23 protein-coding genes are annotated in these 26,190 nt (G+C 71.1%); 6 read left to right on the forward strand and 17 right to left on the reverse strand.

The window, feature by feature from the left end:
• Positions 1–40: 40 nt before the first annotated feature.
• Positions 41–1,624, reverse strand: a complete 1,584-nt coding sequence (locus tag FHR32_RS00550; protein WP_184751965.1) for a Na+/H+ antiporter — start codon at positions 1,622–1,624, stop codon at positions 41–43.
• Between the two features lie 71 nt (positions 1,625–1,695).
• Positions 1,696–2,907 carry a hypothetical protein gene (locus FHR32_RS00555; RefSeq protein ID WP_184756668.1) on the reverse strand — a complete coding sequence of 404 codons (1,212 nt, stop codon included), beginning with the start codon at positions 2,905–2,907 and terminating at the stop codon, positions 1,696–1,698.
• 263 nt (positions 2,908–3,170) lie between these two features.
• Here FHR32_RS00555 and FHR32_RS00560 point away from each other — a divergent pair, with 263 nt between their 5' ends.
• Entirely contained in the window at positions 3,171–5,213 is a 2,043-nt protein-coding gene (locus FHR32_RS00560; protein ID WP_312881785.1) for an ATP-dependent DNA helicase, read from the forward strand.
• Here the strand turns inward: FHR32_RS00560 and FHR32_RS00565 are convergent.
• From FHR32_RS00565 to FHR32_RS00610, 10 genes are all read right to left on the reverse strand, one after another.
• Entirely contained in the window at positions 5,191–5,958 is a 768-nt protein-coding gene (locus tag FHR32_RS00565) for an SGNH/GDSL hydrolase family protein (protein ID WP_184751967.1), read from the reverse strand. The genes FHR32_RS00560 and FHR32_RS00565 overlap by 23 nt on opposite strands.
• Positions 5,955–6,389: a type II 3-dehydroquinate dehydratase gene (gene aroQ, locus FHR32_RS00570; RefSeq protein ID WP_184751969.1), complete on the reverse strand. Its 435-nt coding sequence runs from the start codon at positions 6,387–6,389 to the stop codon at positions 5,955–5,957. The genes FHR32_RS00565 and aroQ overlap by 4 nt, the downstream gene beginning before the upstream one ends.
• Complete coding sequence (gene aroB, locus FHR32_RS00575; protein WP_184751971.1) at positions 6,386–7,462, reverse strand: 3-dehydroquinate synthase; 1,077 nt, start codon at positions 7,460–7,462, stop codon at positions 6,386–6,388. The genes aroQ and aroB overlap by 4 nt, the downstream gene beginning before the upstream one ends.
• Complete coding sequence (locus FHR32_RS00580; RefSeq protein ID WP_184751973.1) at positions 7,459–7,962, reverse strand: shikimate kinase; 504 nt, start codon at positions 7,960–7,962, stop codon at positions 7,459–7,461. The genes aroB and FHR32_RS00580 overlap by 4 nt, the downstream gene beginning before the upstream one ends.
• A 64-nt stretch (positions 7,963–8,026) precedes the next feature.
• Complete coding sequence (aroC, locus tag FHR32_RS00585; protein ID WP_221465196.1) at positions 8,027–9,205, reverse strand: chorismate synthase; 1,179 nt, start codon at positions 9,203–9,205, stop codon at positions 8,027–8,029.
• A gap of 58 nt (positions 9,206–9,263) precedes the next feature.
• Positions 9,264–9,716 carry a MarR family winged helix-turn-helix transcriptional regulator gene (locus FHR32_RS00590; RefSeq protein ID WP_184751974.1) on the reverse strand — a complete coding sequence of 151 codons (453 nt, stop codon included), beginning with the start codon at positions 9,714–9,716 and terminating at the stop codon, positions 9,264–9,266.
• 89 nt (positions 9,717–9,805) lie between these two features.
• Positions 9,806–10,654, reverse strand: coding sequence for a prepilin peptidase (locus tag FHR32_RS00595; RefSeq protein WP_221465197.1), 849 nt, complete (start codon positions 10,652–10,654; stop codon positions 9,806–9,808).
• A 259-nt stretch (positions 10,655–10,913) separates the two neighbouring features.
• Positions 10,914–11,465 (reverse strand): SseB family protein, encoded by a 552-nt coding sequence (locus FHR32_RS00600; RefSeq protein WP_184751978.1) that lies wholly within the window; start codon positions 11,463–11,465, stop codon positions 10,914–10,916.
• 36 nt (positions 11,466–11,501) lie between these two features.
• Entirely contained in the window at positions 11,502–12,593 is a 1,092-nt protein-coding gene (gene bar, locus FHR32_RS00605; protein ID WP_184751980.1) for a barbiturase, read from the reverse strand.
• 428 nt (positions 12,594–13,021) lie between these two features.
• The gene (locus FHR32_RS00610; protein WP_184751982.1) at positions 13,022–13,765 is read right to left on the reverse strand and encodes a thioesterase II family protein; all 744 of its coding nucleotides are present in this window, start codon (positions 13,763–13,765) and stop codon (positions 13,022–13,024) included.
• A 259-nt stretch (positions 13,766–14,024) separates the two neighbouring features.
• On the opposite strand from FHR32_RS00610, the gene FHR32_RS00615 reads away from it, so the two are divergent.
• Positions 14,025–14,975: a cation diffusion facilitator family transporter gene (locus FHR32_RS00615; protein ID WP_246465876.1), complete on the forward strand. Its 951-nt coding sequence runs from the start codon at positions 14,025–14,027 to the stop codon at positions 14,973–14,975.
• Positions 14,976–15,003: 28 nt separating this feature from the next.
• Here the strand turns inward: FHR32_RS00615 and FHR32_RS00620 are convergent, their stop codons facing one another.
• Complete coding sequence (locus tag FHR32_RS00620; RefSeq protein WP_184751986.1) at positions 15,004–15,564, reverse strand: TetR/AcrR family transcriptional regulator; 561 nt, start codon at positions 15,562–15,564, stop codon at positions 15,004–15,006.
• Between the two features lie 81 nt (positions 15,565–15,645).
• Here FHR32_RS00620 and FHR32_RS00625 point away from each other — a divergent pair, with 81 nt between their 5' ends.
• Positions 15,646–17,223, forward strand: a complete 1,578-nt coding sequence (locus FHR32_RS00625; protein ID WP_184751988.1) for an MDR family MFS transporter — start codon at positions 15,646–15,648, stop codon at positions 17,221–17,223.
• A gap of 139 nt (positions 17,224–17,362) precedes the next feature.
• On the opposite strand, the gene FHR32_RS00630 is transcribed toward FHR32_RS00625, so the two are convergent.
• The 3 genes from FHR32_RS00630 to FHR32_RS00640 all read right to left on the reverse strand — a co-directional run bounded on the left by FHR32_RS00630 (position 17,363) and on the right by FHR32_RS00640 (position 19,663).
• Positions 17,363–18,319, reverse strand: coding sequence for a TIGR03621 family F420-dependent LLM class oxidoreductase (locus FHR32_RS00630; protein WP_184751990.1), 957 nt, complete (start codon positions 18,317–18,319; stop codon positions 17,363–17,365).
• A 253-nt stretch (positions 18,320–18,572) separates the two neighbouring features.
• On the reverse strand, positions 18,573–19,109 hold the full coding sequence (ahpD, locus tag FHR32_RS00635; RefSeq protein ID WP_184751992.1) for an alkylhydroperoxidase, AhpD family: 537 nt from the start codon (positions 19,107–19,109) through the stop codon (positions 18,573–18,575).
• Complete coding sequence (locus tag FHR32_RS00640; RefSeq protein ID WP_184751994.1) at positions 19,109–19,663, reverse strand: peroxiredoxin; 555 nt, start codon at positions 19,661–19,663, stop codon at positions 19,109–19,111. The genes ahpD and FHR32_RS00640 overlap by 1 nt, the downstream gene beginning before the upstream one ends.
• A gap of 136 nt (positions 19,664–19,799) precedes the next feature.
• Here FHR32_RS00640 and FHR32_RS00645 point away from each other — a divergent pair, with 136 nt between their 5' ends.
• The gene (locus tag FHR32_RS00645; RefSeq protein WP_281390892.1) at positions 19,800–20,705 is read left to right on the forward strand and encodes a hydrogen peroxide-inducible genes activator; all 906 of its coding nucleotides are present in this window, start codon (positions 19,800–19,802) and stop codon (positions 20,703–20,705) included.
• 71 nt (positions 20,706–20,776) lie between these two features.
• On the opposite strand, the gene FHR32_RS00650 is transcribed toward FHR32_RS00645, so the two are convergent.
• Positions 20,777–21,961: a pyridoxal phosphate-dependent aminotransferase gene (locus FHR32_RS00650; protein ID WP_184751996.1), complete on the reverse strand. Its 1,185-nt coding sequence runs from the start codon at positions 21,959–21,961 to the stop codon at positions 20,777–20,779.
• Between the two features lie 93 nt (positions 21,962–22,054).
• On the opposite strand from FHR32_RS00650, the gene FHR32_RS00655 reads away from it, so the two are divergent.
• Together FHR32_RS00655 and FHR32_RS00660 are read left to right on the forward strand one after the other, a co-directional pair.
• Entirely contained in the window at positions 22,055–25,147 is a 3,093-nt protein-coding gene (locus FHR32_RS00655; RefSeq protein WP_184751998.1) for a DEAD/DEAH box helicase, read from the forward strand.
• A 43-nt stretch (positions 25,148–25,190) separates the two neighbouring features.
• On the forward strand, positions 25,191–26,030 hold the full coding sequence (locus tag FHR32_RS00660; RefSeq protein ID WP_184752000.1) for an SWIM zinc finger family protein: 840 nt from the start codon (positions 25,191–25,193) through the stop codon (positions 26,028–26,030).
• Positions 26,031–26,190 lie beyond the last annotated feature (160 nt).

Here is a 26,190-nt window from a genome sequence, read left to right on the forward strand (position 1 = left end):
TGGCTCCCCCGGCCGCGGTCGGGGAACCGCAGGACACGCCTCAGTCCCTTTCGAGGGTGGCCTCTTCGAAGTCGAGCTCCTGAAGGATCCTGCGGAGCACCTCGTCGTCGATGCGCCCCCCGTCGCGGAGCCGTACGAGCACCTCGCGCTCGGCCGCCAGCATCTCCCTGCGCAACCGCCGGTAGACGGTGCTCGGCGTCTCCTCCCCCTCGATGCCGGTGCCGCCGCCGAGGCGCTCCCACGCGGTGAGCCCACGGCGTTCGGACCGTGACCTGAGCTGCTCCACCACGTCCTCGTGGATGTCCGCGACCCCCTCGGCCACCAGCTCGTCCAACCGGGCCAGTCCGGCCGCCACCGCCGCCTGCTGGGCGGCTGCCTCTGCCAGGTTGTCGGCGAAGATCTCCTGCTCGTTGGAGATCTTCAGCCGCCGGATGAGCGCCGGGAACGACATTCCCTGGATCAGCAGGGTGCCTATCACCACCACGAAGGTGAGATAGAGCAGCGTCGCGCGGCCGGGGAATCCCTGCGGGAGGGCGAACGCGGCGGCCAGGGAGACCACCCCGCGCATGCCCGCCCAGCTCACGATGGCCGTGTCCTGCCAGGACGGCGGATGGGGCTCGCGACTGCGGATTTTCCTGGACAGGATCCTGGGCAGGTAGATGCTGGGCACGACCCAGACGATCCTGGCGAGCACCGCGGCGGCGAAGACGGCCAGCGCCATCCCGGTGAGCCTCCACGGGTTCTCCCCCTCCAGCGCATTCATGATCGGCCAGAGCTGCAGGCCGATCAGCACGAACACGATCGACTCCAGGAAGAAGTCCACGATCCGCCAGACGGCGTCCGACAGGATCCGGGTGCTGAAACCCGCGGTGGGCAGGCGGTGGCCGACGTAGAGGCCGACGATCACCACGGCGATCACACCGGAGACGTGCACGCTCTCGGCCGCCAGGTAGACCGCGAACGGGATGAGCAACATGATCGTGTTCTCTACGAGGGCGTCCCGCAGCAGCAGCAGTCCCCTCACCAGGACCCACGCGAGCACCACGCCGACCACGACGCCGCCCACCGCCGAGTAGAGGAACCTGCCGGCCGCGTCCAGCCAGGTGAGCCCCGCGCCCGCCGCCGCGGCGACGGCCACCCGGTAGGCGGTGAGCGCGGTGGCGTCGTTGAACAGGCTCTCCCCCACCAGGATGGTGACCACCTTGCGGGGCAGTCCCAGCCTGCGGGCCACCGCGACCGCGGCGACCGCGTCGGGCGGGGCCACGATCGCGCCCAGCGCGAACGCGGCCGCCAGCGGCAGGCCGGGGATGAGCAGGTGGGTCACCCAGCCGATGACCAGGGTGGTGAACAGCACCAGGCCGATCGAGAGCAGCCCGACCGGCCTGCGTACCGCCTTGAGCCTCAGGTAGGAGCTGTCGATCGCGGCGGAGTACAGCAGCGGCGGCAGGAACACCAGCAGGACCAGCTCGGGGTTGAGCTCGTACTCCGGCACCAGCGGCGACAGCACCAGCCCGGCCAGCACCAGCAGCAGGGGCACCGGCCATCCCCTGCGCCGGGACACGCCCGCCACCGCGATCGCGATGACCGGCACGACCAGCGTCTGCAGCACCGTCTCCTGGTTCATCCCCACCCCCAACCGTTACGGCTGATCAGCGTACGGGACCTACCTCGACGATGTGTCTCCGCCCCCGACGATCACCAGCCGCGACGCTCGTCCCGCTCCTCGTGGCGCCGGTCGTCGTAACGCGGTTCGGGGCGGAGCCGCTCTCCGGTGGAGTGCGGCACGTCCTGGACGTAGGGGCGCGACATCCGCTGTTCGAGCGGCTGGCCACGGAGCCCCAGGGGGTCGGACGGGTCCACGGTCTGCTCGTAGGCGGGCTGCTCGTAGGCGGGCGGCGAGTCGTAGAGGTCACGCAGGTCCGCCGGGTGACCGGCCTGCGGAGACGGCTGCGAGACGGGCTGCTGGGCTCCGAACGCGTAGGGGTCGGGCTGGGCCGGGGCGGGGTAGCCGTAGGCGTCGGACTGCGGCGCCTCGTAGGCGGACTGCTGCTGGGCCGCGAAGCCGAAGGGATCGGTGGAGTGCTGCTGGACGGGAGTCCCGTAGAGGTCGGGGTGCGACGGATGGGCGGAGCCCGGGAACTGCTCGGCGTGCGAGGTGAAGGGGTCCACCGGCTGCCGGGCGGCCGGGGCGGCGTACGGGTCGGCCGGCTGGGGCGGCACACCGTAGGGGGCGGGCTGCTGGGCCTGCGGAGGAGAGGCGTAGAGGTCTTGCTGGGACGGCACGCCGTAGGGATCGGGCTGCTGGGGCGGGTAGGGGGTGCCTGGCAGCTGGTACAGCGGCTCGGCGGAACCGAGAGGGTCGGCAGGCTGGGGCTGCCCGTAGGGCAGGGAGTCTCCCACGATCATGTTCTCCCGCGGCACCACGTCGGCCGGGCCGTACCCGGCGGTCGCGCGGTCCACGGGTCTGTCCGCGGGCGGCACCGCGCCCCGGGCGACGAGCACGTCGTTGGGACCGAGGGCGGCGGTCTGACGGGACTCCTGCGGCTCCGCGGAGATCGGGACGGCCGGGTCGGGGTACGGCGGCTGGGTGTACTCCTCGGGGCGCGGCCGGGCGTACTGCCCGGTGCCGGGGAACTCCCCGTGCTCGGCGTAGTCGGCCACCGGGGGGTGCTGCTCACCCACCTCGTCGGGATACTGGCCGCCGGCCTCCACGAAGCCCTCGTCGAGGGTGTCGACCAGACGCCCCACATCCTGCATGGGCATGCGAAAACTGGCGCTGCACATCTCGCCGCGCCACAGACTCAGCACAAGCGTGCCTTCATGCCAGGTGACCCGGAGCACCCGCTCCTGGCCACGCTCGTCAAAGAACACTTCGCCGAACGACGGCAACGGGACAACTTCCGACATGGAAGACATAGTGCTTTAACCAGCCTTTATTCGTCCACTCGACCTCGGGAAACTCTACCGAACCGGTCTTTCCGTCCCCATCTCCAGTCACTATGACACCAAAACGGGCAATCTTCATGACCCCTGAAGGTCAGCGAGCCGGATGATCCAGCCAGTTTGCCACGGGAGTCAAGCCACGGGTTCCGGAATGCCGCGATGAGTTCGGCCGGTGACTCCCCGGAGACAACCGCGACTGTCGCAGGGAGCGGGTACGGTTGGCTGTCGTGCCGACCGACTCCATCGCCCCAGCCGAAGACGTCTCCCCGAAGGTGGATCTGCCGCCGGTGGAGGAGCTGTTGAACAGAGCCGTCGAGGCGGTCGGCGGGGTGGAGCGCCCCGGCCAGATCACCATGGCGCGGGCGGTGCAGCATTCGATCGACTCCGGCGACCACCTGGCCGTCCAGGCGGGCACGGGCACCGGCAAGTCCCTGGCCTACCTGATCCCCTCGATCCGGCACGCGATGACCTCCGAGGGCGCCGTGGTCGTCTCCACCGCCACCATCGCGCTCCAGCGCCAGCTCGTCGACCGCGACCTGCCCCGGCTCTCCGAGGCACTCGCCTCACAGCTCCCGCACGAGCCCACGTTCGCGATCCTCAAGGGCCGCCGCAACTACCTGTGCCGCTACAAGGCCAGCGCGGGGTGGCCCGACGACGAGCAGGACCAGCTCTTCGACCCGCGCGAGGTGAGCCTGACCGGGCGGATGGTCCAGCGCATCCAGGACTGGGCGCAGGAGACCGAGACCGGCGACCGCGACGAGCTCGTCCCAGGCGTCAACGAGCAGGCCTGGCGGCAGTTCTCGGTGAGCGCCCGGGAGTGCCTGGGCGCCACGCGCTGCCCGAGCGGGATGGAGTGCTTCGCCGAGCTGGCCCGGGCCCGGGCCGGCGAGTCCGACATCGTGGTCACCAACCACGCGCTGCTCGCGATCGACGCGATGGAGGACTTCCCCCTCCTGCCCGAACACGACGTGGTCGTGGTGGACGAGGCCCACGAGCTGGTCGACAGAGTCACCTCGGTGGTGAGCGGCGAGCTGTCGGAGACCATGGTCGCGATGGCCGTGCGCCGCGTCGGACGGCTGATCGAGCAGCCCACCTCCGACCGGCTCATGGAGGCCGGAGAGGATCTGAAGGCCCTGCTGGCCGCCGCGCCCGCCGGACGCCTCGACGACCTCCCCGAGGTGCTCGGGCTGACGCTGGCCCTGACCCGCGACGCGGCGTGGGGATGCATCACCGCGCTCGGCCCCCGGATGAGCGCCGACAAGGACGACCCCGAGGGGGCGGGGCTGCGCAAGGCGGCCTTCACCGCCCTGGACGAGGTCCACGACACCGCGCAGCGGATGCTGGACGCGTTCGGCCACGCAGAGGAGGTGGACCGGGCCGAGGTGGTCTGGCTGGAGGCGGGCACCGATCGCCGCCCGCCCCTCCTGCGGGTCGCCCCGCTGACCGTGGCCGGCATGCTCCGCGACAAGCTCTTCGGCGACCGCACGGTGGTCCTGACCTCCGCCACGCTGGCCCTGGGCGGCGCCTTCGAGGGCCTGGCCCGCCAGTGGGGCCTGAGCGCCAAGGAAGGCGGAGCCAAGGAGAAGGGCAAGTCCCGGACCGCCGGATGGACCGGGTTGGACGTCGGCTCGCCCTTCGACCATCCGCGCAGCGGCATCCTCTACGTCGCCAAGCACCTGCCCCAGCCGGGCCGCGACGGCCTGCCCGAGGCCTACCTCGAGGAGATCACCGAGCTGATCGAGGCGGCCGGCGGCCGGACCCTCGGGCTGTTCTCCTCCATGCGCGCCGCCAAGGCCGCCACCGAGGCGCTGCGGGACCGCCTGAGCGTGCCACTGCTCTGCCAGGGCGACGACTCCACGATGCTGCTGGTCAAGCAGTTCGCCGAGGACGAGCCGACGTGCCTGTTCGGCACCCTGTCCCTGTGGCAGGGGGTGGACGTGCCGGGACCCTCCCTGCGGCTGGTCATCATCGACCGCATCCCGTTCCCCCGTCCGGACGACCCGCTGAGCTCCGCCCGCCAGCGCCACGTCGCCGCCAAGGGCGGCAACGGCTTCATGACGGTCGCCGCCACCCACGCCGCCCTGCTGCTCGCCCAGGGCGCGGGCCGCCTGCTCCGCAGCCAGCACGACAAGGGGGTGGTCGCGGTCCTCGACCCTCGCCTGGCCACGGCACGCTATGCCGGGTTCCTCCGCGACTCCCTGCCGCCCTTCTGGCCCACCAACGACCCGGCGAAGGTCCGCGACGCCCTCAAACGCCTCGCAACGTCGTAAGGTCGGGCCTCTTGGGGTCGAGGTCGTCGCCCGAGGAGCGCCCGCGCAGCCGGCGGACCACCCAGGGACCGAGGTGCTCGCGCACCCACTGCATGTCCTCCCGGCGCTTGAGCCGGGGGTCGACGCGGTCCCGGGGCGGCCAGGCCTTGCGCCAGTCGCCGTCGGATCCGATCCCGAGCACCTCGCAGACCTTGGCGGCCACCATCCGGTGGCCCTCCTCGTTCATGTGCAGGCGGTCGTCGCTCCAGGCACGCCAGTCGCGCAGGCCCTGCATCGACCACTGGTCGACCAGGCGGCAGCCGTACAGCTCGGAGATGGACCTGACGTGCATGTAGAAGATCGCGAACGTGCCGCGGGCGCGGCGCATGATGGGGGTGTCGCGCGGGTCCACGCCGGTGAACAGCAGCACCTCCGCCCCGGAGGCACGGAGATCGCGTACGGCTCCCGCCAGCTTCTTGGCCATCCGATCGGGGTCGCTGCCGGGGCGGAGCAGGTCATTTCCCCCGGCGCAGAAGCTCACCAGGTCGGGGCGCATCCCGACGGCACGCGGGACCTGGTGCTCGACGATCTGGTCGATGAGCTTGCCGCGCACGGCGAGGTTGGCGTAGCGGAACTCCGGGTCGAGCTCGGCCAGCCGCTCGGCCACCCGGTCGGCCCAGCCCCGGAAGGTTCCGTCCGTCCCGGGATCGTTGAGGCCCTCGGTGAAACTGTCTCCGAGGGCGACGAAGGAACGGTAGCCGCTCACCCGGTCTCCTCCGCGATGGCGTACAGCGCGAGCACATAGGACCTCAGACCGAAGCCCGCGATGGTGCCGGTGGCCACGGCGGCGACCACGGAGGTGTGCCGGAACTCCTCGCGGGCGGCCGGGTTGGAGATGTGCACCTCGACCAGGGGGGCGGTGCGCTGGGCGATGGCGTCACGCAGCGCGTAGGAGTAGTGGGTGAACGCCGCCGGGTTCAGGATCACCGGGATCTTGCCGTCGGCGGCCTCGTGCAACCAGCCCACCATCTCGGCCTCGTCGTCGGTCTGCCGCACCTCGACCGACAGGCCCAGCTCACGGCCGGTCTCCCGGCAGAGCGCGACCAGATCGGAGAAGGTCTCCGCGCCGTAGACGTCGGGCTCCCGCGTGCCGAGCCGCGACAGGTTGGGGCCGTTGAGCACGTAGACGGGTCTCATCGGGCGACCTCCTCGTAAGCGGCCTCGAGCAGCTCCTCGGGCGGATCCTCCAGCAGAGAGACCCTCGCGAGCTCGTCCAGGACGACGAAACGCAGCTTGGCGCCGCGGCTCTTCTTGTCCAGGCGCATGTGGTCACGGAGCTGGGGCCAGGCGTCGCGGCGGTAGGAGGTGGGCAGCCCGACCGAGGTCAGGATCGACCGCGTCCGGCCCACGACGTCGGCCCCGATCCGGCCGTCGAGCCGGGACAGCTCCGCGGCGTAGACCATGCCGATGGCCACCGCCTCGCCGTGGCGCATCCGGTACTCCTCGACCCGCTCGATGGCGTGGGCCAGGGTGTGCCCGTAGTTGAGGATCTCCCGCAGGCCGCCTTCGCGCAGGTCGGCGCCGACGACGTCGGCCTTGATCTGGATCTTCCGCTCGATCAGCTCGCGGGTGTGCCGTCCCTCGGGGAACCGGGCGCCGGCGGGGTCGTCCTCGATGAGCGTCAGGATCGCCGGGTCGGCGATGAACCCGCCTTTGATGATCTCAGCGAGGCCTCCGACGTAGTCGTCACGGGGCACCGAGACCAGCGTGGCCAGATCACACAGCACCCCCGCCGGGGGGTGGAAGGAACCGACCAGGTTCTTGCCCTCGGGGGTGTTGATACCGGTCTTGCCGCCGACCGCGGCGTCGACCATGCCGAGCAGGGTGGTGGGCACCTGCACGACCTTGACTCCGCGCAGCCAGGTGGCGGCGGCGAACCCGGCCAGGTCGGTGGTGGCTCCACCACCGACGCCGACCACGGCGTCGGAGCGGGTGACGCCGTAACGGCCCAGGGCCGACCAGAGTCCGGCGAGCACGTCGACCGTCTTGGCCTGCTCGGCGTCGGGCACCGGCAGCGGGACGACCTCGTATCCGGCGGCCTCGACGGCGCCGCAGACCGGCCGCGCGATCTCCGGCAGGCCCACCGGGTGGATCACGGCGACCGTGCGGGCCCCGGGGCCGAGCAGGCCGGGGAGCTCACCGAGCACACCGGTGCCGATCACCACGTCATAGGGGACCTCCCCGTCGACGGTGATCCTGGAGACCGTCACGGCCGCAGCCCCTTCACGATCTCGTCGACGACCTCGTCGGGCTTGCGCTCGTCGGTCGCCACGGTGACCATCGCCAGCCCCTCGTAGACCGGGCGGCGGGCGTCCATGAGCTTCTTGAGCTGGCTGCGCGGGTTGAGCACGAGCAACGGCCGAGCCGAGGCCAGCCCCACCCGCTGCACGGCCTGCGACAGGCCGACCTCCAGGTAGACCACCGAGTGCCCGGCCAGCAGCTCCCGCGTGACCTCGGCCAGGACCGCGCCGCCGCCGAGGGAGAGCACGCCCTCGTGCTCGGCCAGGGCACGCCGTACGGCCTCGGCCTCAAGCTCGCGGAAGCGCTCCTCGCCGTCCTCTACGAAGATGTCGCCCACCGGCTTACCCGCCACGATCTCCACGTCGGCGTCGGTATCGCGGAAGGCGGCTCCCAGGCGGTCGGCCAGCAACCGGCCGACCGTCGACTTGCCCGATCCGGGCGGACCGATCAGAACTACGCGGGGACTCACTGTGCCTCCTTGGGTGGCTCGCCGGTCCGGCGGCCGGATCCGTTCTGCGCGCCGGCCGGCTCGCTCACTTGATCACCATCGACGAGAGGTAGCCTGACAGGTTGCGGGCGACCTCCTCGACGGAGTCGCCGCCCAACTTCTCGATCGCGGCGTCGGCGAGCACCAGCGCGACCATGGCCTCGGCGACGATGGCGGCGGCCGGGACCGCGCACACGTCGGAACGCTCGTGGTGGGCCTTGGCCGCCTCACCGGTCAGCACGTCGATGGTGGCCAGCGCCCGCGGCACCGTGGAGATCGGTTTCATCGCGGCGCTGACCCGCAGCGGCTCGCCGTTGGTCATGCCGCCCTCGACGCCGCCCGCCCGGTTGGTGATGCGGCGCACCCCGCCCGCGGTGTTCTCGATCTCGTCGTGGGCCCGGGAGCCGGGACGGCGAGCCGTCTCGAAACCGTCGCCGACGGCGACCCCCTTGATCGCCTGGATGCCCATCAGGGCTGCGGCGAGGCGTCCGTCGAGACGGCGGTCCCAGTGGGTGTAACTGCCCAGGCCCGGCGGCAGGCCGTAGGCGATCACCTCGACGACACCGCCGAGGGTGTCGCCCTCCTTGTGCGCCTTGTCGATCTCGGCGACCATCGCGGCGCTGCCGGCCGGGTCGGCGCAGCGCACCGGGTCGGCGTCGACCGCCTCCATGTCGCCGGGGCCGGGGACGACGCCCTGCGTGGTCTGCGCCTCCCCGATCGAGACGACGTGGCTGACGATGTCGACGCCGAGCGCCTGCTTGAGGAAGTTCTTGGCGACCTGGCCGAGGGCGACGCGGGCGGCGGTCTCGCGGGCGCTGGCCCGGTCGAGCACCGGACGGGCGTCGTCGAAGCCGTACTTCTGCATGCCGGCGAGGTCGGCGTGGCCGGGGCGCGGGCGCGAGCGGGGCGCGTTGCGGGCCTGGCCCTCCAGCAGCGCCGGGTCCACCGGGTCGGCCGCCATGACGATCTCCCATTTGGGCCACTCGGTGTTGCCCACGCGGATGGCGACGGGGCTGCCGAGCGTGCGGCCGTGCCGCACGCCGCCCACGACGTTCACCTCGTCCTGCTCGAACTTCATCCGGGCGCCACGGCCGTAGCCCAGACGCCGTCTCGCCAGTGCTCGGTCGATATCGGCCGTCGTCACCTCGACCCCGGCGGGCAGGCCCTCCAGGATCGCGACGAGTTCGGGGCCGTGGGATTCTCCGGCGGTCAACCAGCGCAACATGATGACAAGTCTTCCATGTGCCGCCCACTGGAATGGCCCCCGCTCAACCGGTGAGACGTCAGCCCGTGATTACGGCGGTCGCCTCGCGCTGGACCTCGGCGGATCTGCGCAGGAAGTCGAGGATGACCTCGAGCTGCTCGTCGGTATAGGTGGCGTACAGCCCCTCCAGGCCCTGGACGAATCCGTCGAACAGCGAGCCGAACCCGGCGATGCTGTCGTGCCGGATCTCCACGATGACCCGGCGCCGGTCCTCGGTGTCACGTATCCGCCTGACGAAACCTTTGTGCTCCAGCCGGTCGATCAGGCCGCTCACCGAGGCCGGGGCCAGGCCCGAGTGTCCGGCGATCTCACCGGCGGTGAGCGGGCCCAGGCGCTGGAGCAGGTCGAGCGTCTTCTCCTCGGACATGCCCAGGCCCATCCGCGCGCTGATCGCCGTGTGGAACATCACTGCCGCGTTGCCGTGCTCCCGGCCGGCCTCGTGCAGGGCCGCCAGGACTTGGTCTCTTGACACTCGGAGAACCCCTCCTTATATTTCGTTAGGACGAACTAAATAATTTTCACAAGAGGAGACTAAGGGGCCCGCGGACCGGCGGACGGCTGTCAGAGACCGGCGAGGATGGCCGCGAAGGCCCCCACGGCCATGAAGGGGCCGAAGGGGATCTCGCTCTTGCGGCCCGCCCGGCGCAGGATCACCAGCGCGACTCCGTAGAGGCCGCCTGCGACGAAGCCCAGGAAGGCTCCGGCGACCAGCGTGTCCCAGCCCAGCCAGCCGAGCGCGGTCCCCAGGGCCGCCGCGAACTTGACGTCACCCAGCCCCATGCCCGCCGGGTTGATCAGGAAGAGCGTCAGGTAGAAGGCCGCCAGAGCGAGTCCACCCAGCCCGGCCCGGAGAAGGTCGTCGAACCGTCCTCCCGACAGGGCCGTCACCGTGAGCAGGGCGGCGGTCCCGAGGTAGGCGGAGAGGGTGAGCCGGTCGGGCAGCCGGTGGACGGCGGCGTCGACGAAGACCAGCGCGACGGTGACCACGGCCAGCCACCCGTAGGCGGCCAGTTCACCCGCCGACGCGACGTCCGGCAGCAGGCCGGGGTGCTGCCCCGCCGGGGTGACACCCGGCCGGGGTGACGGTAGGGCGAGCAGGGCGAGGGCGGCCAGCACCAGGGCCGTGACGACCTCCACCGCCAGCGGCGGCGGACCGATCCGCCCGCGACAGCCGGGACAGCGCGCAGCGGACAGCGGGCCGGCCCACGCGAAGCGGCCCCGGCGCCTTCCCCTCGGGCCGGCACCCTCGACGCGCCCTCGGCGCTCCGCGACGGGCAGCGGGCTGCCGCAGCGCGGACATTCGGACCGGAGCGGCTCGCTCCCGGCCACCGAGTGCCGGATCACCAGGCCCCGCGTCCAGAACCCGGCCACCAGGCCGGTGAGAGCCGCCAGAGCCGGCAGGAGGGTCACCGGGCCTCCCCTGCCGGTGCCGGCGCCGGCCTCGCCGGGGCACCGTCCCCGTCTGCTCGCCCAGCGCGCTCGTCCACGGGCCGACCATAATCCGTACCGGACTCCGGCGTCTCGGGGACGGCCGAGCCGTCGGACACGGACACGGGGAATGCCGATGGACGCGAGGGAGGGCCGGGCCGGTCGTCGCGGGCGTCGGGCCGGGGCCGATGGACGTGGAGCCGGGACCTCTCGCTCGCGTCCGCCCATGTGGTCCGGGAGGTCAGCGCCGCCCGCGGAACGGCCAGCCGAACCGCCGCCGGGAGGTGGGGGCGGCCTCTTCCATCCGAGCCACGGTGACCTCGGGTCCCAACTGGTCGATGGTGCCCGACTGGACCGCGGCGAACGCCCGCAGGACGCTCCCCTCGATCACGAAGGGCACCGGGCCCGCCACGTCGACCACCACGGCCGCGGCGTTCTCGTGGACCGCCGCCTGGCAGACCTGCAGGGTGGTCGCCTGGATGGGGCGGGCGTCGGGACGCCAGAGCCGCAGCGACTCGGCCCCGGTGAAGGCGAGCACCGCCTCGCGCCCGTCGTTGCCGACGAGCTTCGGCAGGGCCATCTCGCTCTCCTTCTCCTGCCGCAGCCCGTGCGCCCCGACCTCCGACTCCGTCAGCAGGGCCACCACCGGGACGAGCAGCCGGGCGCCGCCCAGCGCGGTTATCACCGCACCGGCGTCGGCCGTACCGGCGGAGAAGGCCGCGAGCGCGGACGACACGGCGGCGTCGGCGCTGCCGTCGTCGCCGGGGACCAGGGGCTGGGGAATGCTCGGCACGGTTCCGGAGCCTACCCGCGACCGGCGGGGAAACCGTCAGCCGAGGTCGGCGATGGCGGCCACCGGTCCGCCGCCGCTGGGACCCTGGTGGACCGCGGCGACCGAGACGAAGACGGCGGGGTCGCCGGTGACGCTGGCCGCGACACCGCCGACGGTGGCCTTGATCTGACGGTGCCAGTGCACGTCGGAGTCGTCGAGCATGATGTTGCGGCGCCCCCGGACGCTGCCCGACGGGTCGGCCTCGCACTTCATGAAGACGTTGACCAGCCTGTCGCCCAGGTCGGACGGGTGGGGCCGATCGGGCAGGTCGATGCCGCTGGAACGGATGGCCTCCCAGATGCCGTCGGCGTCCAGCGCGTCCTTCATGACCGAGTGGCCGATCCGGTAACGGCCGCCGATGCCGCGCACGTTGCCGACCACCACGATCTGCGCGCGGTCCAACTCGACGCCCGAGGAGCAGGACGCGACGGAGGAGTACAGCGACAGGTCGCGGTGGATCTGCTCGGCGGTGGGCATCTCGATCTCGCCGAGCGCGACCGCGACGCCGAGCGCGGTGGTGGAGTTGGAGATGTCCATGGACGGGCCGGTGTCCTCGATGACCACGTCCTTGCCCCGGGACTTGGCGTCGTTGATGGTGGCCAGGGTCAGCAGGGGCGTCTTGGTCTGGACGTAGTGGACGTCGGCGGGGTCGTCGATCCCGGCGGTCTTCATGGCCTCGCGGACGCCCGCGGCGACCTTCTCCACCATGGCGGGACGGCCGATGTCCTCTGGCAGGATGACATCGCTCATCGCGATGCCGACACTGACGCGCGGCTCGTCGCCCGGCTCCGCGTCCGCCGTGGTGGCGAAGATCGTCGCATGCGGGCTCAGCACGCCGTCGGTGCCGCCGGACCACACCAGCGGCACGCTCTCGGGGGACGGGTGCCCCTTGGCGGCGAGCACCTCGCGGAAGGCCCGGTCGGCCAGGATGCGGGTGTAGTCGTTCACCCCGCCGTTGCCCTCGGTCTTGCCGATCACCGCGAGCACCCGGTGCGCCTCGATCACCCCGTCGTCGATGAGCCTGGTCAGCCCGGAGGCGTCGGTCACGCTCTCGATGGCCACCTTGCGCACTTCAATCGGTTCCGGCATCCCTGCCACCTTCCCATCGGGTCCATTCACTTTCGCACCGCGGTGCCCGCCCGGCGATCACCGCCCCGGTGCCCTCCGGAGGAGCGATCACCGCCCGGTCGTCGCCCTGATCCATGCGGCGGCGCCCCGGCCTCCGGACCCATGCTGCCCCCGGCGACGTGCTCTGCCGCGGACAACACGCGCGGCCCGGCCGCGGCGGCGGGACGCACCGTCCCTCAGCCGCCCGGCGACGCACCTTGTCAGGACCGTCACCGCATCGCCGTTGAGCGCGATCAACAGGCGTTCCCCACACCGCGACGTTAACGGCCCGGTACGGCCCGGCTCATGGGCACTCCTTGCCCAAGGGGACACCGTTCTTCGACAGAACTCACCGCCTTCTCCGGTGCCCCGTGCCGTTCGCCCGACCCCGATCGCGCCCGTTTGAGGAGCTACCCGTCCCGCGGTTCCGCGCGCATCCCCCGGGCGATCTCGGCGACGACCCGTTCCCGCTGCGGCTGGAGGTAGAAGTGATCGCCCGGGAAGACCGTCAGGGAGAAGCCGGAAGCGGTGAGGGCCTCCCAGGACTTGGCCTGGGCCGGGGTGAGCACCGGGTCGGCGTCGCCGACGAGGACGGAGATCGGGGTGCGCAGCGGGGGGCCCGGGCGGTGGCGGTAGTTCTCCAGCAGCCGGAAGTCACCGCGGACGTAAGGGAAGACGATCTCGCGTATCGAGCGGTGGGAGAGGACCTCCAACTCGGTGCCACCGAGCCTGGCCAGCTCGGCCAGGAGCCCCTCGTCGTCGTAGGCCGAGACCTTCCGCCTCTCTGCGGCCTCGTGCGGTGGCAGGCACCCCGAGGCGAACAGCCTCGCCGGGCGGATCCCGCGCGCCTCCAGCGCACGCGTGACCTCGTAGGCGGCCACCGCGCCCATGCTGTGCCCGAACAGCGCGAAGGGCCGGTCCAGCAGCGGGAGCATCGCCTCGGTGACCGAACCGACCAGCGTGTCCATGTGCTCCAGAAGCGGCTGGCCGAGCCGGTCGGCCCTACCGGGCAGTTGCACGCCGTACAGCTCGACGGACTCCGGCAGCGGCCCCGACCAGTCGCGGTAGGCGGCGGCCGACCCGCCGGCGTGCGCGAAGCAGATCAGCCGCGCGGTCGCCCCCGGACGGGGGTGGAAACAGTGCAGCCAGGTCATGCGCGCTCCTCGCCTCCGGCCCGGGGCCCGTACCCGCGGCGCGTTCACCGAGGATCGTACGGCCCCTCGGCCCCTCGGCCCACGGCTCCGATCAGACCGTCGCGCGCGGCGATGACGGAGACCACATCCCGGTCCAGTATTTTGCCTCCGGCGCATTCTCCCTTCAACGACGCCGGAACATAACCGGGTGTTGCCCTGTTAGGCTTACCTTGCTTAACATCTGAGCAACTGTTCAAGTGTTACTGGGATGGATCTTGCGATGGGGCATGGGCACGGGCATGGACACGGGCACGGCGCGGACTCCGACCGCCGCTACCTGACGGCGGCGCTCGTCCTGCTGGTCGTCTTCATGGCGGCCGAGGTCGTCGTCGGCGTCATCGCCAACTCCATCGCGCTGATCTCCGACGCCGGGCACATGCTCACCGACGCCGCCTCCATCGCGCTCGCCCTGATGGCGATGACCATGGCCGCCCGTCCCGCCCGCGGGGCCTACACCTTCGGCTGGAAACGCGCCGAGATCCTGTCGGCGGCGATCAACGGGCTGACGTTCGTCCTGCTCGTCGTCTACTTCGTCTACGAGGGCGTGCAGCGGCTCATCGAACCGCCCGAGGTCAAGGGGCCACTGGTCCTGGGCACGGCCCTGGTCGGCATCGTGGTCAACGCGGCCGCCGCCTGGCTCATCGCCCGGGCCGACCGCAACAGCCTCAATGTGGAGGGCGCGTTCCAGCACATCCTTAACGACATGTACGCCTTCGTCACCACCGCGATCGCGGGCGCGGTCGTCTGGCTCACCGGCTGGGGCCGGGCCGACGCGATCGCCGCCCTGGTCGTCGCGGCCCTGATGGCCAGGTCCGCCTACGGCCTGCTGCGCGACGCCGGGCGCGTCCTGTTCGAGGCGGCGCCTCCCGGCGTGCACCCGGACGAGGTGAGCGCGGCGATCACCACCCACCCCGACGTCACCGGCATGGAGGACCTGCACGTGTGGACCGTGACCAGCGGCTTCCCCGCGCTGTCCGCGCACGTGATCGTCAGGACCGGCGGCGACTGCCACCGGATCCGCCGGGAGCTCGCCGAACTGCTGCACGAGCGGTTCCACATCGACCACACCACTCTGCAGGTGGATCACGTGCCGGGCACGGCCTGCCGGATCTTCAAGGCCGCCGAGCGGCCTGCCGCCGGTCCGCCTTCGGCGCACGCGCCCGCTCCCTGAGACGGGCACCGCCCCGCGGGGCGGGGAGTCACGCCTTGAGACAGGCCTCGAAGACCATGGTGAGCCGCCGGACGACGGCCTCGTGGCCGGGGGATTCGAGCGCGTCGGGACCGTACAGCCGGCTCAGCGTGCCCGCGCCGGTGATGAGCGCGGTGGCGACGGTCGCCCGGAAGGTCGCGTCGGGGCCCGGCAGCCGGGCGGCCAGCGGTTCCAGGATCGCCGAGGCGACCCGGTCGCGGATGATCTCGTGGATCTCCGAGCAGGACGACGACCTGACGAGCGCCGCCATGACCGGACTCCCCCGCTCCGATCTGAGCCGCTCGGCGACATACTCCGCCAGACGGCGGGGCAGCTCCTCCTCGGAGACCTCCAGCACGCCCGGGAAGCGCCCCTGCATCGCGAGCACCTCGGCGAACAGCTCCCGCTTGGTGCCGAAGTAGCGGTTGATCAACGCGATGTTGGCGCCGGCCTCCGCGGCCAGCAGACGCATCGTCACCTGGTCGTAGCCGAGCTCGGTGAACAGCCGGCGGGCGGCGTCGAGAATGCGCCGCCGGGTTCCCTCCCGGTCACGATGCCGTATCTCGTCCACCTTTCCGATCCTTTCAGATTTGACCAGTAAACAAGCGTCTACTAACTTCATATGTATCGTACACACATTGGGGGATGGTTCATGCTGACCGAACAACAGGCCCAGGCCGAGGCCGCACCGCGTATGACTCACAAGCAGGTGCTGGAGGTCCTGGTCGGCCTGATGCTCGCCATGTTGACGTCGATGATCTCGACGTCCGTGGTGGGAACCGCGCTGCCGACGATCGTGGGCACGCTCGGCGGTCAGGACCAGCTCGCCTGGGTGGCCAGCGCGACCCTGCTCACCATGACGGCCTCCACTCCGCTCTGGGGAAAGCTGTCGGACCTGTACGGGCGCAAGCTCATGTTCCAGGCCGCTCTGCTGGTCTTCCTTCTCGCCTCCGTCGCCGCGGGCTTCTCCCAGAACATGGGACAGCTCATCGCGGCCAGGGCCGTGCAGGGCATCGGCGCCGGCGGCCTCGCCGCACTGCCGCAGATCATCCTGGGTGACGTGGTCGAGCCCCGTGAGCGCGGACGCTACTCCGGCTACATCGGCGCGGTGTTCGGTGTGTCCACCGTGGCCGGGCCACTGCTCGGCGGGTTCATCGTGGACAACATGTCCTGGCGCTGGACGTTCTGGATCTGCGTGCCCCTGGCCGTGGTCGCTTTCGTCGTCATCCAGAAGGTGCTCAAACTGCCGCTCGTCCGCCGCGACACCAAGGTCGACTGGTGGGGCGCCACCTTCATCACCGGCGGCACCACCGCGCTGATGCTGATGCTCTCCCTCGGCGGGCAGGAGTTCGACTGGAACTCCGGGTGGGCCTACGGCCTGGGCGCGCTGAGCCTGGCGCTGTTCGGCCTCGCCGTGGTCGCCGAGCGCCGGGCCGCCGACCCGATCCTGCCGCCACAGCTGTTCCGCAACCACACCGTCGTGCTCAGCGGCCTCGCGTCCCTGCTGGTCGGCGCCGCGATGTTCGGCGCGCTGATGTTCCTCCCGCAGTACCTGCAGATCGTCAAGGGCATGAGCCCCACCGGCTCCGGCCTGATGACCCTGCCCATGGTTCTCGGGCTGCTCACCTCCTCGATCCTGGTCGGCCGGTTCGTCAGCAGGACCGGCCGCTGGAAGATCTTCCCCGTCGTGGGCATGCTGCTGGTCGCGCTCGGCCTGTTCCTGCTCTCCCGGCTGCACGTCGACAGCTCGCTGGCGATCGTCGGCGTCGACATCGCGGTGCTGGGCATCGGCCTCGGCGCGTCCATGCAGATCCTGATCCTGGCCGCGCAGAACGCCGTGACCCGCGGCGACCTGGCCTCCACCACCTCGGGAGTGACCTTCTTCCGCTCCCTGGGCGGCGCCGTCGGCGTGGCGGCCTTCGGCGCCATCCTGACCAACCGGCTCAGCGCGGAGCTGATCTCCCTGGCCAAGGCCGCGCACCTGCCCCTGACCGGCGGCGCGACGCCCAGCCTCGGCTCCCCTGCCGCCATCCGTCACCTGCCCGCCCCGGTGCTGGAGGTGATCCTGGAGGCCTTCACCCGGGCCATCCACACGGTCTTCCTGGTGGGCGTGCCCATCGCCGTCCTGGCCGCGGTGGCCGCCCTGATGCTGCGGGAGATCCCGCTCCGTTCGGCCCAGCCCACCCCTGCCACCGCCGACTCGACCGCTCCCCCGGCGCCGGTCGAGTAGTCGCCCCCGCACGTGCCCGGGTCCGGTCCTCTCCACCGGTCCCGGGCACCTTCATGCGGAGCGCCGTACGGCCCGGCCCTGAGGGCTCTTCCCCTCCTACGGCCGCCCCGCTCGACGCGGAGGAACAGAGACGTCCCGGCTACCGGCCTGCCAGGCGCTCGACGACCGGCGCCAACGCGTCGACGGGACCGGCCATGATCGAGCTGATCCCGAACCGTTCGCGCAGCTCGAGGAACTTCTGGGTCAGTCCGTCAATCGACCCGATGAACATGTTCGGCGAGTCCAGGATCTCGTCCGCGGTCATCTCGAATCCGGTGAGCTGCCGCAGTTGATCGGCGCGCCGACCGGCCTCCGCACGGGCGTTGTTGGTGACCACCACGGATCCGCCGGTGCAGTAGGTGTTGAGCTCCAGCCGGTCGAATCTGTCACCGGCCGCCTCCCGGATCCAGCCGATCTTCTCGGCGGTGGCGTCGGCGGTGATGCTGCGCGGATCCAGCTCGGGTTTCCCCTGGGCCCCCGGCAACAGCCGTGGTCCCAGCCCGACGATGTCAGCCTGTTCGGCGGCCAGTGTGAGAAGTCGCTTGCCGCCCCCGCCGACGAACAGCGGGGGATGCGGCCGCTGCGCCGGCTTGGGATGCCCGTCGTGCTCGTTGATCGTGAAGTGCTCGCCGGTGAACGAGAACGGGCCGTCGCCGAAGCAGCCCTTGAGCACGGCGATCACCTCGCGCAGCCGCGTCACCCTGGTCCCGACGGGCTGGAACGGCAGGCCGATCGCGTCATACTCCGGCCGGTTCCAGCCCGCGCCGAGGCCGATCTCCAGCCGGCCTCCGGAGAGCAGGTCGAGGCTGGCCAGATCCTGGGCGAGCACGGCCGGGTGACGCAGGTCGGCGTTGAGTACGTAAGTGCCGATACGGATCCGCTCGGTCACCGCGGCGATCGTGGCCAGCAGCGGGATCGGGGCGTGTTGGGGAAGAAGATGATCCTGGAGCACCAGTGCGCTGTAACCGATTGATTCGGCACGGCGGGCGGTGTCGGCCAGCTCTTTGGCGTCAACGACACCCGCGGCCGCGGAGGCGGTGAAACGGAAGGATCGCATGTCGCACATCCTCACATGATCAACCGATCATCGGCAGCCCGGCGCCACGGGCGGAACACCCCGGGACCTCGGACGGTACGGCGGAGGCGACCTGCCACCATGACCATCGGCTACGGACGGACGGCCCGGCGGGAGTCACGGACGGCCCGGGAGGAAAGGCGCCGGGGGGCCGGCCTCCGCCCGGCGAAGCCTGGAGCGGCACGCGGGGCGGGCGCTCCGGAGAGCGCCCGCCCCGCGTAGGAGGGCCGGAGGGTCAGACCGCGGTCAGCGTGGCCTCCGACTCCAGGACGGCGGCGGTGGCGTTGACGACCGCCGCGATCCGGATGGCCTCCTGGATCTGGTCGCGCGGCAGGCCCGACTGGCGCAGCACCTGCTCGTGCGACTCCAGGCAGCGACCGCAGCCGCCGATCGCGGAGACCGCGAGCGACCAGAGCTCGAAGTCCACCTTGTCGACGCCGGGGCTGCCGATGATCGTCATCCGGAGCTTGGCGGGCATCGTCGCGTAGGTCTCGTCACCGATGAGATGCATGGACCGGTAGTAGACGTTGTTCATCGCCATGATCGCAGCCGCGCCCTTGGCGGCCGTGAACGCCTCATCCGAGAGGTGGTCGGCAGCCTCGGCGGCGACTTCGGCGATCACTCGCGGAGACCTGGTCGCCACCGCACAGGCGAGCAGCGTCCCCCAGAGCTGCTGCTCGCTCAGCGAGGAGGTGGTGACCAGCGAGCCCAGGTTGAGCTTGATGTCCTTCGCGAAACCGGGAAGCGCCCCCTTGAGGTTGTCGATCGACATCAGGCGCCGGCCATCAGCTTCTGCGCGTCGAGGCCCGCCTCGCCCTTGTTCCAGTTGCACGGGCAGAGCTCGTCCGACTGGAGCGCGTCGAGGACGCGGAGGACTTCCTTGACGTTGCGGCCGACGGAGCCCGCGGTCACCATGACGAACTGGATCTCGTTGTTGGGGTCCACGATGAAGGTGGCGCGCTGGGCGACACCGTCGGCGCCGAGGATGCCCAGCTCGGTGCAGAGCTCGCGCTTGACGTCCGACAGCATCGGGAAGGGCAGGTCACGCAGGTCCGGGTGGTCCTTGCGCCAGGCGTGGTGGACGAACTCCGAGTCGACGGAGAAACCCAGGACCTGAGCGTCGCGGTCGGCGAACTCGCCCTCCAGACGGCCGAACTCGGCGATCTCGGTCGGGCAGACGAAGGTGAAATCCTTCGGCCAGGCAAAATAAATCTTCCACTTGCCCTCGTAGGACTTGTGGTTGATCTCGGCGAACGCGTTGTCCGCGTCCAGGGAGACACAGGCGGTCAGCTCGAACTCAGGAAAGTGGTCACCGACGGTGAGCAAGTCCGGATCTCCTTTGAAGAAAGACGTCGTTGTCGGGGCCTACCCTGCCGCATCTAACATTGATCCGAGAAATCGAGCAGTCAGACCAATCTGAGAGGCGTTCCCTATCGGTCACCCCGCCCCCACTCTGGCTCAGCTGCGCGCATTCCTCGCGGTCGCCGATCATCTGCACTTCAGGGAGGCCGCCGCCTCGCTCCGGATGAGCCAGCCCGCCCTGTCGAGCGCGGTGTCGGCCCTGGAGGAGATTTTGCACACACAGTTACTGGAACGGACCACCAGGAAGGTCCTGCTGACCCCGGCGGGCGACCGGGTCGCGGTGCACGCCACCCGGGTGCTCAACGCGATGGAGGACCTGATGGGCGAGGTGGCCCAGAGCCGGGAGCCCTTCTGCGGCCCGGCACACCTGGGAGTGATCCCGACCGTGGCCCCCTACGTGCTTCCCGCATTGCTGCCGATGCTCTCGCGGAAGTTCCCGCAGCTCAAGCTGACCGTGCACGAGGCCAAGACCGAGACCATCCTGGGGGAGGTGCGCGAGGGCCGCCTCGACATGGTGCTGCTGGCGCTGCCGACGGACACGGCCGGCCTGGTGGAGAAACCTCTCTACGACGAGGACTTCCTGCTCGCCGTCTCCTCGGACCACCCGCTGGCCGGCGCGGACGGACCACTGGACCGGGACGTGCTCAAAGGGCTGGACATCGTGCTGCTCAACCAGGGCCACTGCCTGCGCGAACAGGCCATCGACGTCTGCCGCGAGGTCGGTGCCCGCGCCACCGCGGCCACCTACGCGACCAGCCTCCCCACCCTGGTCCAGCTCGTCGCGGGCGGCCTCGGCGTGACCCTGCTCCCGGAGTCGGCCGTCCCGGTGGAGACGGGCAGGCGCACACGGCTGGCACTGCGCCGCTTCCGGCCCCCCGCCCCGGGCCGCACCATCGGCCTCGCCTACCGGGCGAGCTCCGCCCGGGCCCCGGAGTATGCCGAGCTGGCCGACGCCGTCCGCGGCGCGATCCGCGCCAAGCGCCTCCCGGTCCGGATCACCTCGTGATCATGTCCGGACGGTTCCAGCGGGGCAACGCGCTCACCCGGCCACGACATGGCGATCACTCCGCCAGGCGATCACCCAGAGCCGTCCTCCGCTTTACCCAGCCGCGTGAGGCGGCTCACGGCCTCGTCGATGACGGCGTCCTGCTTGCAGAAGGCGAAGCGGACGAAGTGGCTGCCGCGCTCGGGGCGGGCGTAGAAGACCTGGGTGGGGATGGCGACCACACCCGCCAGGGAGGGCAGCTCGCGGGTGAGGGCGAGGCCGTCGGCGAAGCCCAGCGGGCGGATGTCGGTCTGCACGAAGTAGGTGCCGGCGGGGCGGTAGACGTCGAAACCCGCCGCCGACAGCCCGGCGGTCAGGCGGTCGCGCTTGGCCTGCAGGTCGGCCCGGAGGGAGAGGACCCAGCCGAGCTCGTGGCGGAGGCCGTACGCGACGGCGAGCTGCCAGGGTGCGGCGGCGGTGAAGGTGAGGAACTGCTTGACGGTCTGGACGGCCCGGACCAGCTCGGGAGGGGCACAGACCCAGCCCGTTTTCCAGCCGGTCACCGAGAAGGTCTTGCCCGCCGAGGAGATCATCACGGTCCGCTCGCGCATGCCGGGGAGGGTGGCCAGCGGGATGTGCTCGACGCCGTCGAAGGTGAGGTGCTCGTAGACCTCGTCGGTGACGGCGATCAGATCGTGCTCCTGGCAGAGCAGGGCGATCTCCTCCAGCTCCGCGCGGGTGAAGACCGTGCCGGTGGGGTTGTGCGGGGAGTTGACCAGGATCGCTCGGGTGCGCGGGCCGACGGCGGCGCGCAGCTCCGCGGGGTCGAAGGTGAACCTGCCCTCGACCGGACGCAGGGTGACCGGGCGGAGCACGGCTCCGGCCAGGGCGACGGAGGCGGCATAGGAGTCGTAGTACGGCTCGAAGGCGATCACCTCGTCACCGGGCTCGCACAGCGCCAGGACGGCCGCCGCGATCGCCTCGGTGGCGCCGACCGTGACGAGGACCTCGCCGTCGGGGTCGTAGGCGAGGCCGTAGTGGTCCCCGTGGTGCTCGGAGACGGCCTGACGCAGCTCCGGGACGCCGGGGCCGGGCGGATACTGGTTGAAACCGCCGCCGATGGCCGCCACCGCGCGCTCCAGCATCGCCGCGGGCCCGTCGGTGTCGGGGAAGCCCTGCCCCAGGTTGATCGAACCGGTCCGTACGGCCAACGCCGACATCTCAGCGAAGATCGTCGTACCGAACGCGCGCATCCGCGCCGCCAGGGGATCGCTCACGCGCCCAGCGTAACCGGCACGCTGTCCGGCGATCGACACCGGTGGTTCCCCGTCACCGGGTACGGTTTCCATGACGACAGGAGGGATGCGACGGTGCTGGTGATCCACGGGGCCTGGTCCGGTGACAGGCTTGTGCTCTGGGCGGAGGATCCGTCCGGTCCCACCTTGGGCGCCTCACGTGCGAAGGTCCGCCCCCATCCGTTCGCAGCCTCGGTGACCGTTCTGACCGACGCCCTGTCGCTCTGGGGAGTCAGGCCCGTCGTGGAGGATCTCATCCTGCTCCTGCCGAGCACGGCACGGAGCCCGCTGCCCTCCCCCGAATCCGGGATCGAAGCCACCACACGGCAGCCGAAGATCAGCCCCTGGCAGGTGCCCGCCCTTCTGGTCGAGCCGGGCACGGCGCTGAGCCTGCTCGATCGCATCGAGAAACTGACCCGTCCTCCCACGGAGGGCCGGTCCCCGGATGAGGATCTGCGGGCACCGGCTCCCGGAGCCTCTCTTCGCTATCTCACCGTTGTCGCGTCCTACGCCCGCAACCTGGTCCGCACCGGTCGCCTGCTCCCCCAGCTCGTCGCCGAGGACGAGGGCTACGCGGCACGGTGGCGTCCCGTGCTGACCGGCCCCCACGCCGACCGCTTCCGCGATCTCGCCGCCGCGATGCCGCCCGTCTGCCGGGCCGTCGTCGAGGAACGGCCCTCGGCCCACGTGCTGATCGAGGCCCTGGCGTGCCTGGCCGACGCGGCGGTACGGCAGATGCTCCCCGACCGCCTGCTCGGCGGGCGCCGCCCGGGGCCCAGCAGCCCCGCGGCCGACCGCTGGACGGCCGCCCTCACCGGGGAGATCGCCGCGCTTCCCGGCCTGACGCGGGCCGAGGCGGATCGGCTGACCAAGCCACTCCAGGAGTGGTTCAGGTCGGCGCACCGGCTCGACGGCCCCGCCAGGGTCTGCTTCCGCCTGACCGAACCCGAGACCGCCCCCGCCCCTGTTCCGGAAGCCGACCTCGTCGCGGAGTACGGCGGCCGCCCCGCGCGGCCGCAGAACGACCTCTCGTGGCGGGTGGAGTTCGCCGTTCAGTCGTCGGAGGATCCGAGCCTCTACCTGCCCGCACCGCTCGTCTGGGCGGGCGAGACCGCCCCCGGACTCTCCGCCCGCCCCGAGGAGACGTTGCTCGCGGGCCTCGGCCACGCGGCGCGGCTGTATCCCGAGGTGGAGAGGGCGCTGCGTGGTCCCCGGCCGTCGGAGCTCGTCCTCGACACGGCGGGCGCGTTCGCATTCCTCCGCGAGGCCGCCCCGCTCCTGCAGGCGGCCGGGTTCGGCGTGCAGCTGCCCGCCTGGGCCGGCAGGACGAGGCTGGGGCTCAAACTCACGGCCCGCTCGAAGCAGACCGGCCCGAAGGCGGCCTCCGGCCAGGCGCTCGGACTTCGCCAGCTCGTGGACTTCCGGATGGATCTGGCGATCGGCGACGAGACGATCAGCGAGAAGGAGCTGGACGAGCTGGTCCGGCTCAAGGTGCCACTGGTCCAGGTGCGGGGCCGCTGGGTCGAGCTGGACGACCAGCAGCTCGGCGCCGCGCTGAAGGCGGTCGAGATGCGCAGGGCGGGTGAGATGACGGTCGCCGAGGTGATCCAGGAGGTCGTCCACGGCGACGACGAACTGCCGGTCGTCGCCGTGGACGCCGACGGCCGCCTCGGTGACCTGTTGTCCGGCGAAGCCGATCGCCGCCTCGAACCGATCACCACTCCGGCAGGTTTCCACGGCACGCTCCGGCCGTACCAGCAACGCGGGCTGTCCTGGCTGGCCTTCATGTCGGAGATCGGGCTCGGCGGCATCCTCGCCGACGACATGGGCCTGGGCAAGACCCCGCAGACCCTGTCCCTGCTGCTGTCCGAGCGCGAGGACGGCGCCCGGCCCGGAGCGACCCTACTGATCTGCCCGGTGTCCCTGCTCGGCAACTGGCAGAAGGAGGCGGCCAGGTTCGCTCCCTCGCTGGATGTCTACCTGCACCACGGCACCGCCCGGCTGCGCGGGCCGGAGCTGGCCCAGCGAGTGGAGCAGGCGGATCTCGTCCTCACCACGTACGGCACCGCCCTGCGGGACCGGGAGATGCTGGCGGACTTCGCCTGGGTGAGGATCGTCTGTGACGAGGCCCAGGCGATCAAGAACAGCGCCGCCAGGCAGGCGCAGGCCGTACGGGCGATCCCGGCACGCACCCGGCTGGCGCTGACCGGCACCCCGGTGGAGAACCACCTGGCGGAACTCTGGTCGATCATGGAGTTCTGCAACCCCGGGCTACTCGGCCCGGCAAAGCGGTTCCGCAGACGCTACCAGGAACCGATCGAACGGGACGGCGACGCGACGGCGACCGCCGCGCTCCGGCGGGCCACCGGGCCGTTCGTGCTGCGCCGCCTCAAGACCGACAAGACGATCATCTCCGACCTGCCGGAGAAGCTGGAGATGAAGGTCTGGTGCAACCTCACCTCCGAGCAGGCCACCCTCTACCAGGCCGTGGTCGAGGACATGATGACCAAAATCGCCGACAGCGAGGGCATCGAGCGGCGGGGCAACGTGCTGGCGACCATGACGAAGCTGAAGCAGGTCTGCAACCACCCCGCGCATCTGCTGCGGGACGGCTCGCGGCTCGCCGGGCGGTCGGGGAAGCTGGCCCGGCTGGAGGAACTGGCGGAAGAGATCGTCGAGGAGGGCGACAAGGCCCTGGTCTTCACCCAGTACACCGAGTTCGGCTCCCTGCTGCAGCCCTACCTGGCCGCCCACCTGGACCGCCCGGTGCTGTGGCTGCACGGCGGGCTGTCCAGGAGGCGGCGCGAGGAGCTGGTCGAGCGGTTCCGCCTCGACGACGAGCCGATGCTGTTCCTGCTGTCGCTCAAGGCCGCGGGCACCGGCCTCAACCTGACCGCCGCCAACCACGTGATCCACGTGGACCGGTGGTGGAACCCCGCGGTGGAGAACCAGGCGACCGACCGGGCCTTCCGGATCGGCCAGACGAAGAACGTACAGGTCAGGAAGTTCATCTGCGTCGGCACCCTGGAGGAGCGGATCGACGACATGATCGAACGCAAGAAGGCGCTCGCCGAGAGCGTCGTCGGCACCGGCGAGGACTGGATCACCGGCCTGTCCACCGACCGGCTCCATGAGCTGTTCCGCCTCGGACCGGATGCCGTCTCGTGAGCAGGCACATCACGTTCCGCGACACAGCGGGGGAGGAGACGGCATGAGCAGGAACGACTGGTTCGAGCCGTCCCGGCCGATCCGGGTCGAGGGCGGCATCCGGGCGCGGAGCAGGCGGGGCTCGATCGGCGAGCAGTGGTGGTCGCGCCGGTTCATCGACATCCTTGAGCGCGTCTGCGACCGGGGCAGGCTCAGCCGGGGACGCTCGTACGCGCGCTCCGGCCAGGTCCTCGACCTGGAGATCGCTCCCGGTCTGGTCACGGCGCGGGTCCAGGGGTCGAGGAGGACTCCCTACAAGGTGGGGATCGAGATCGCGGCCTACGACGCGGACCGGTGGCGGGCTCTCGCCGGGGCGCTGGCCGCGCAGGCCCTCTACCGCGCGAAACTGCTCGCCGGGGAGATGCCGGCGGAGATCGAAGATGTCTTCCACCGGTGCGACCTCCCGCTCTTCCCCGACGAGCGCGAGCTGGACATGGACTGCTCGTGCCCCGACTGGGGGTTCCCCTGCAAGCACCTGTCGGCCGTGCTGTACGTGCTGGCCGAGGCGTTCGACGACGACCCGTTCCTGGTGCTGGCCTGGCGGGGCATGGGCAAGGACGCCCTGCTCGGCGCCCTCCGCGAGACCGGCGGCGGGGAGGAGCCGGCACCGGCCCGGCCGGGGCTGTTCGACGTGACCGACACGCCGTTCACCGAGCGGATGGCGGACTTCTACGAGCCGGGCGCCTCCCCCGCACGCCTGCGCGACCGTACGGCGCTGCCCGTCGCCCCGCCGGACCTGCTGCTACGTACCCTCGACCCACCGCCGCTCACGGCACGGAAGATCCCCATCCTGGACCTCCTCCGGCCCGCCTACCAGGCCTTCGCGGAAAGCGACGACGCCTGAGAAAACGGCAACAGGCGACTGGAAGCCGGCCTAAGCGAGGCCACGTCGGCCGTCAGCGTTGACGGCTACCCGCCTTCCTGGAGTCCGGCGAGGCGGGCGCGGGCGTCGGCGGGGAAGAACACCCCTTTTGGTGGGGTCGTCTATGCATGATCTGTTGTGT

The organism is Streptosporangium album, from assembly GCF_014203795.1.
In the GTDB taxonomy this organism is placed as follows: domain Bacteria; phylum Actinomycetota; class Actinomycetes; order Streptosporangiales; family Streptosporangiaceae; genus Streptosporangium; species Streptosporangium album.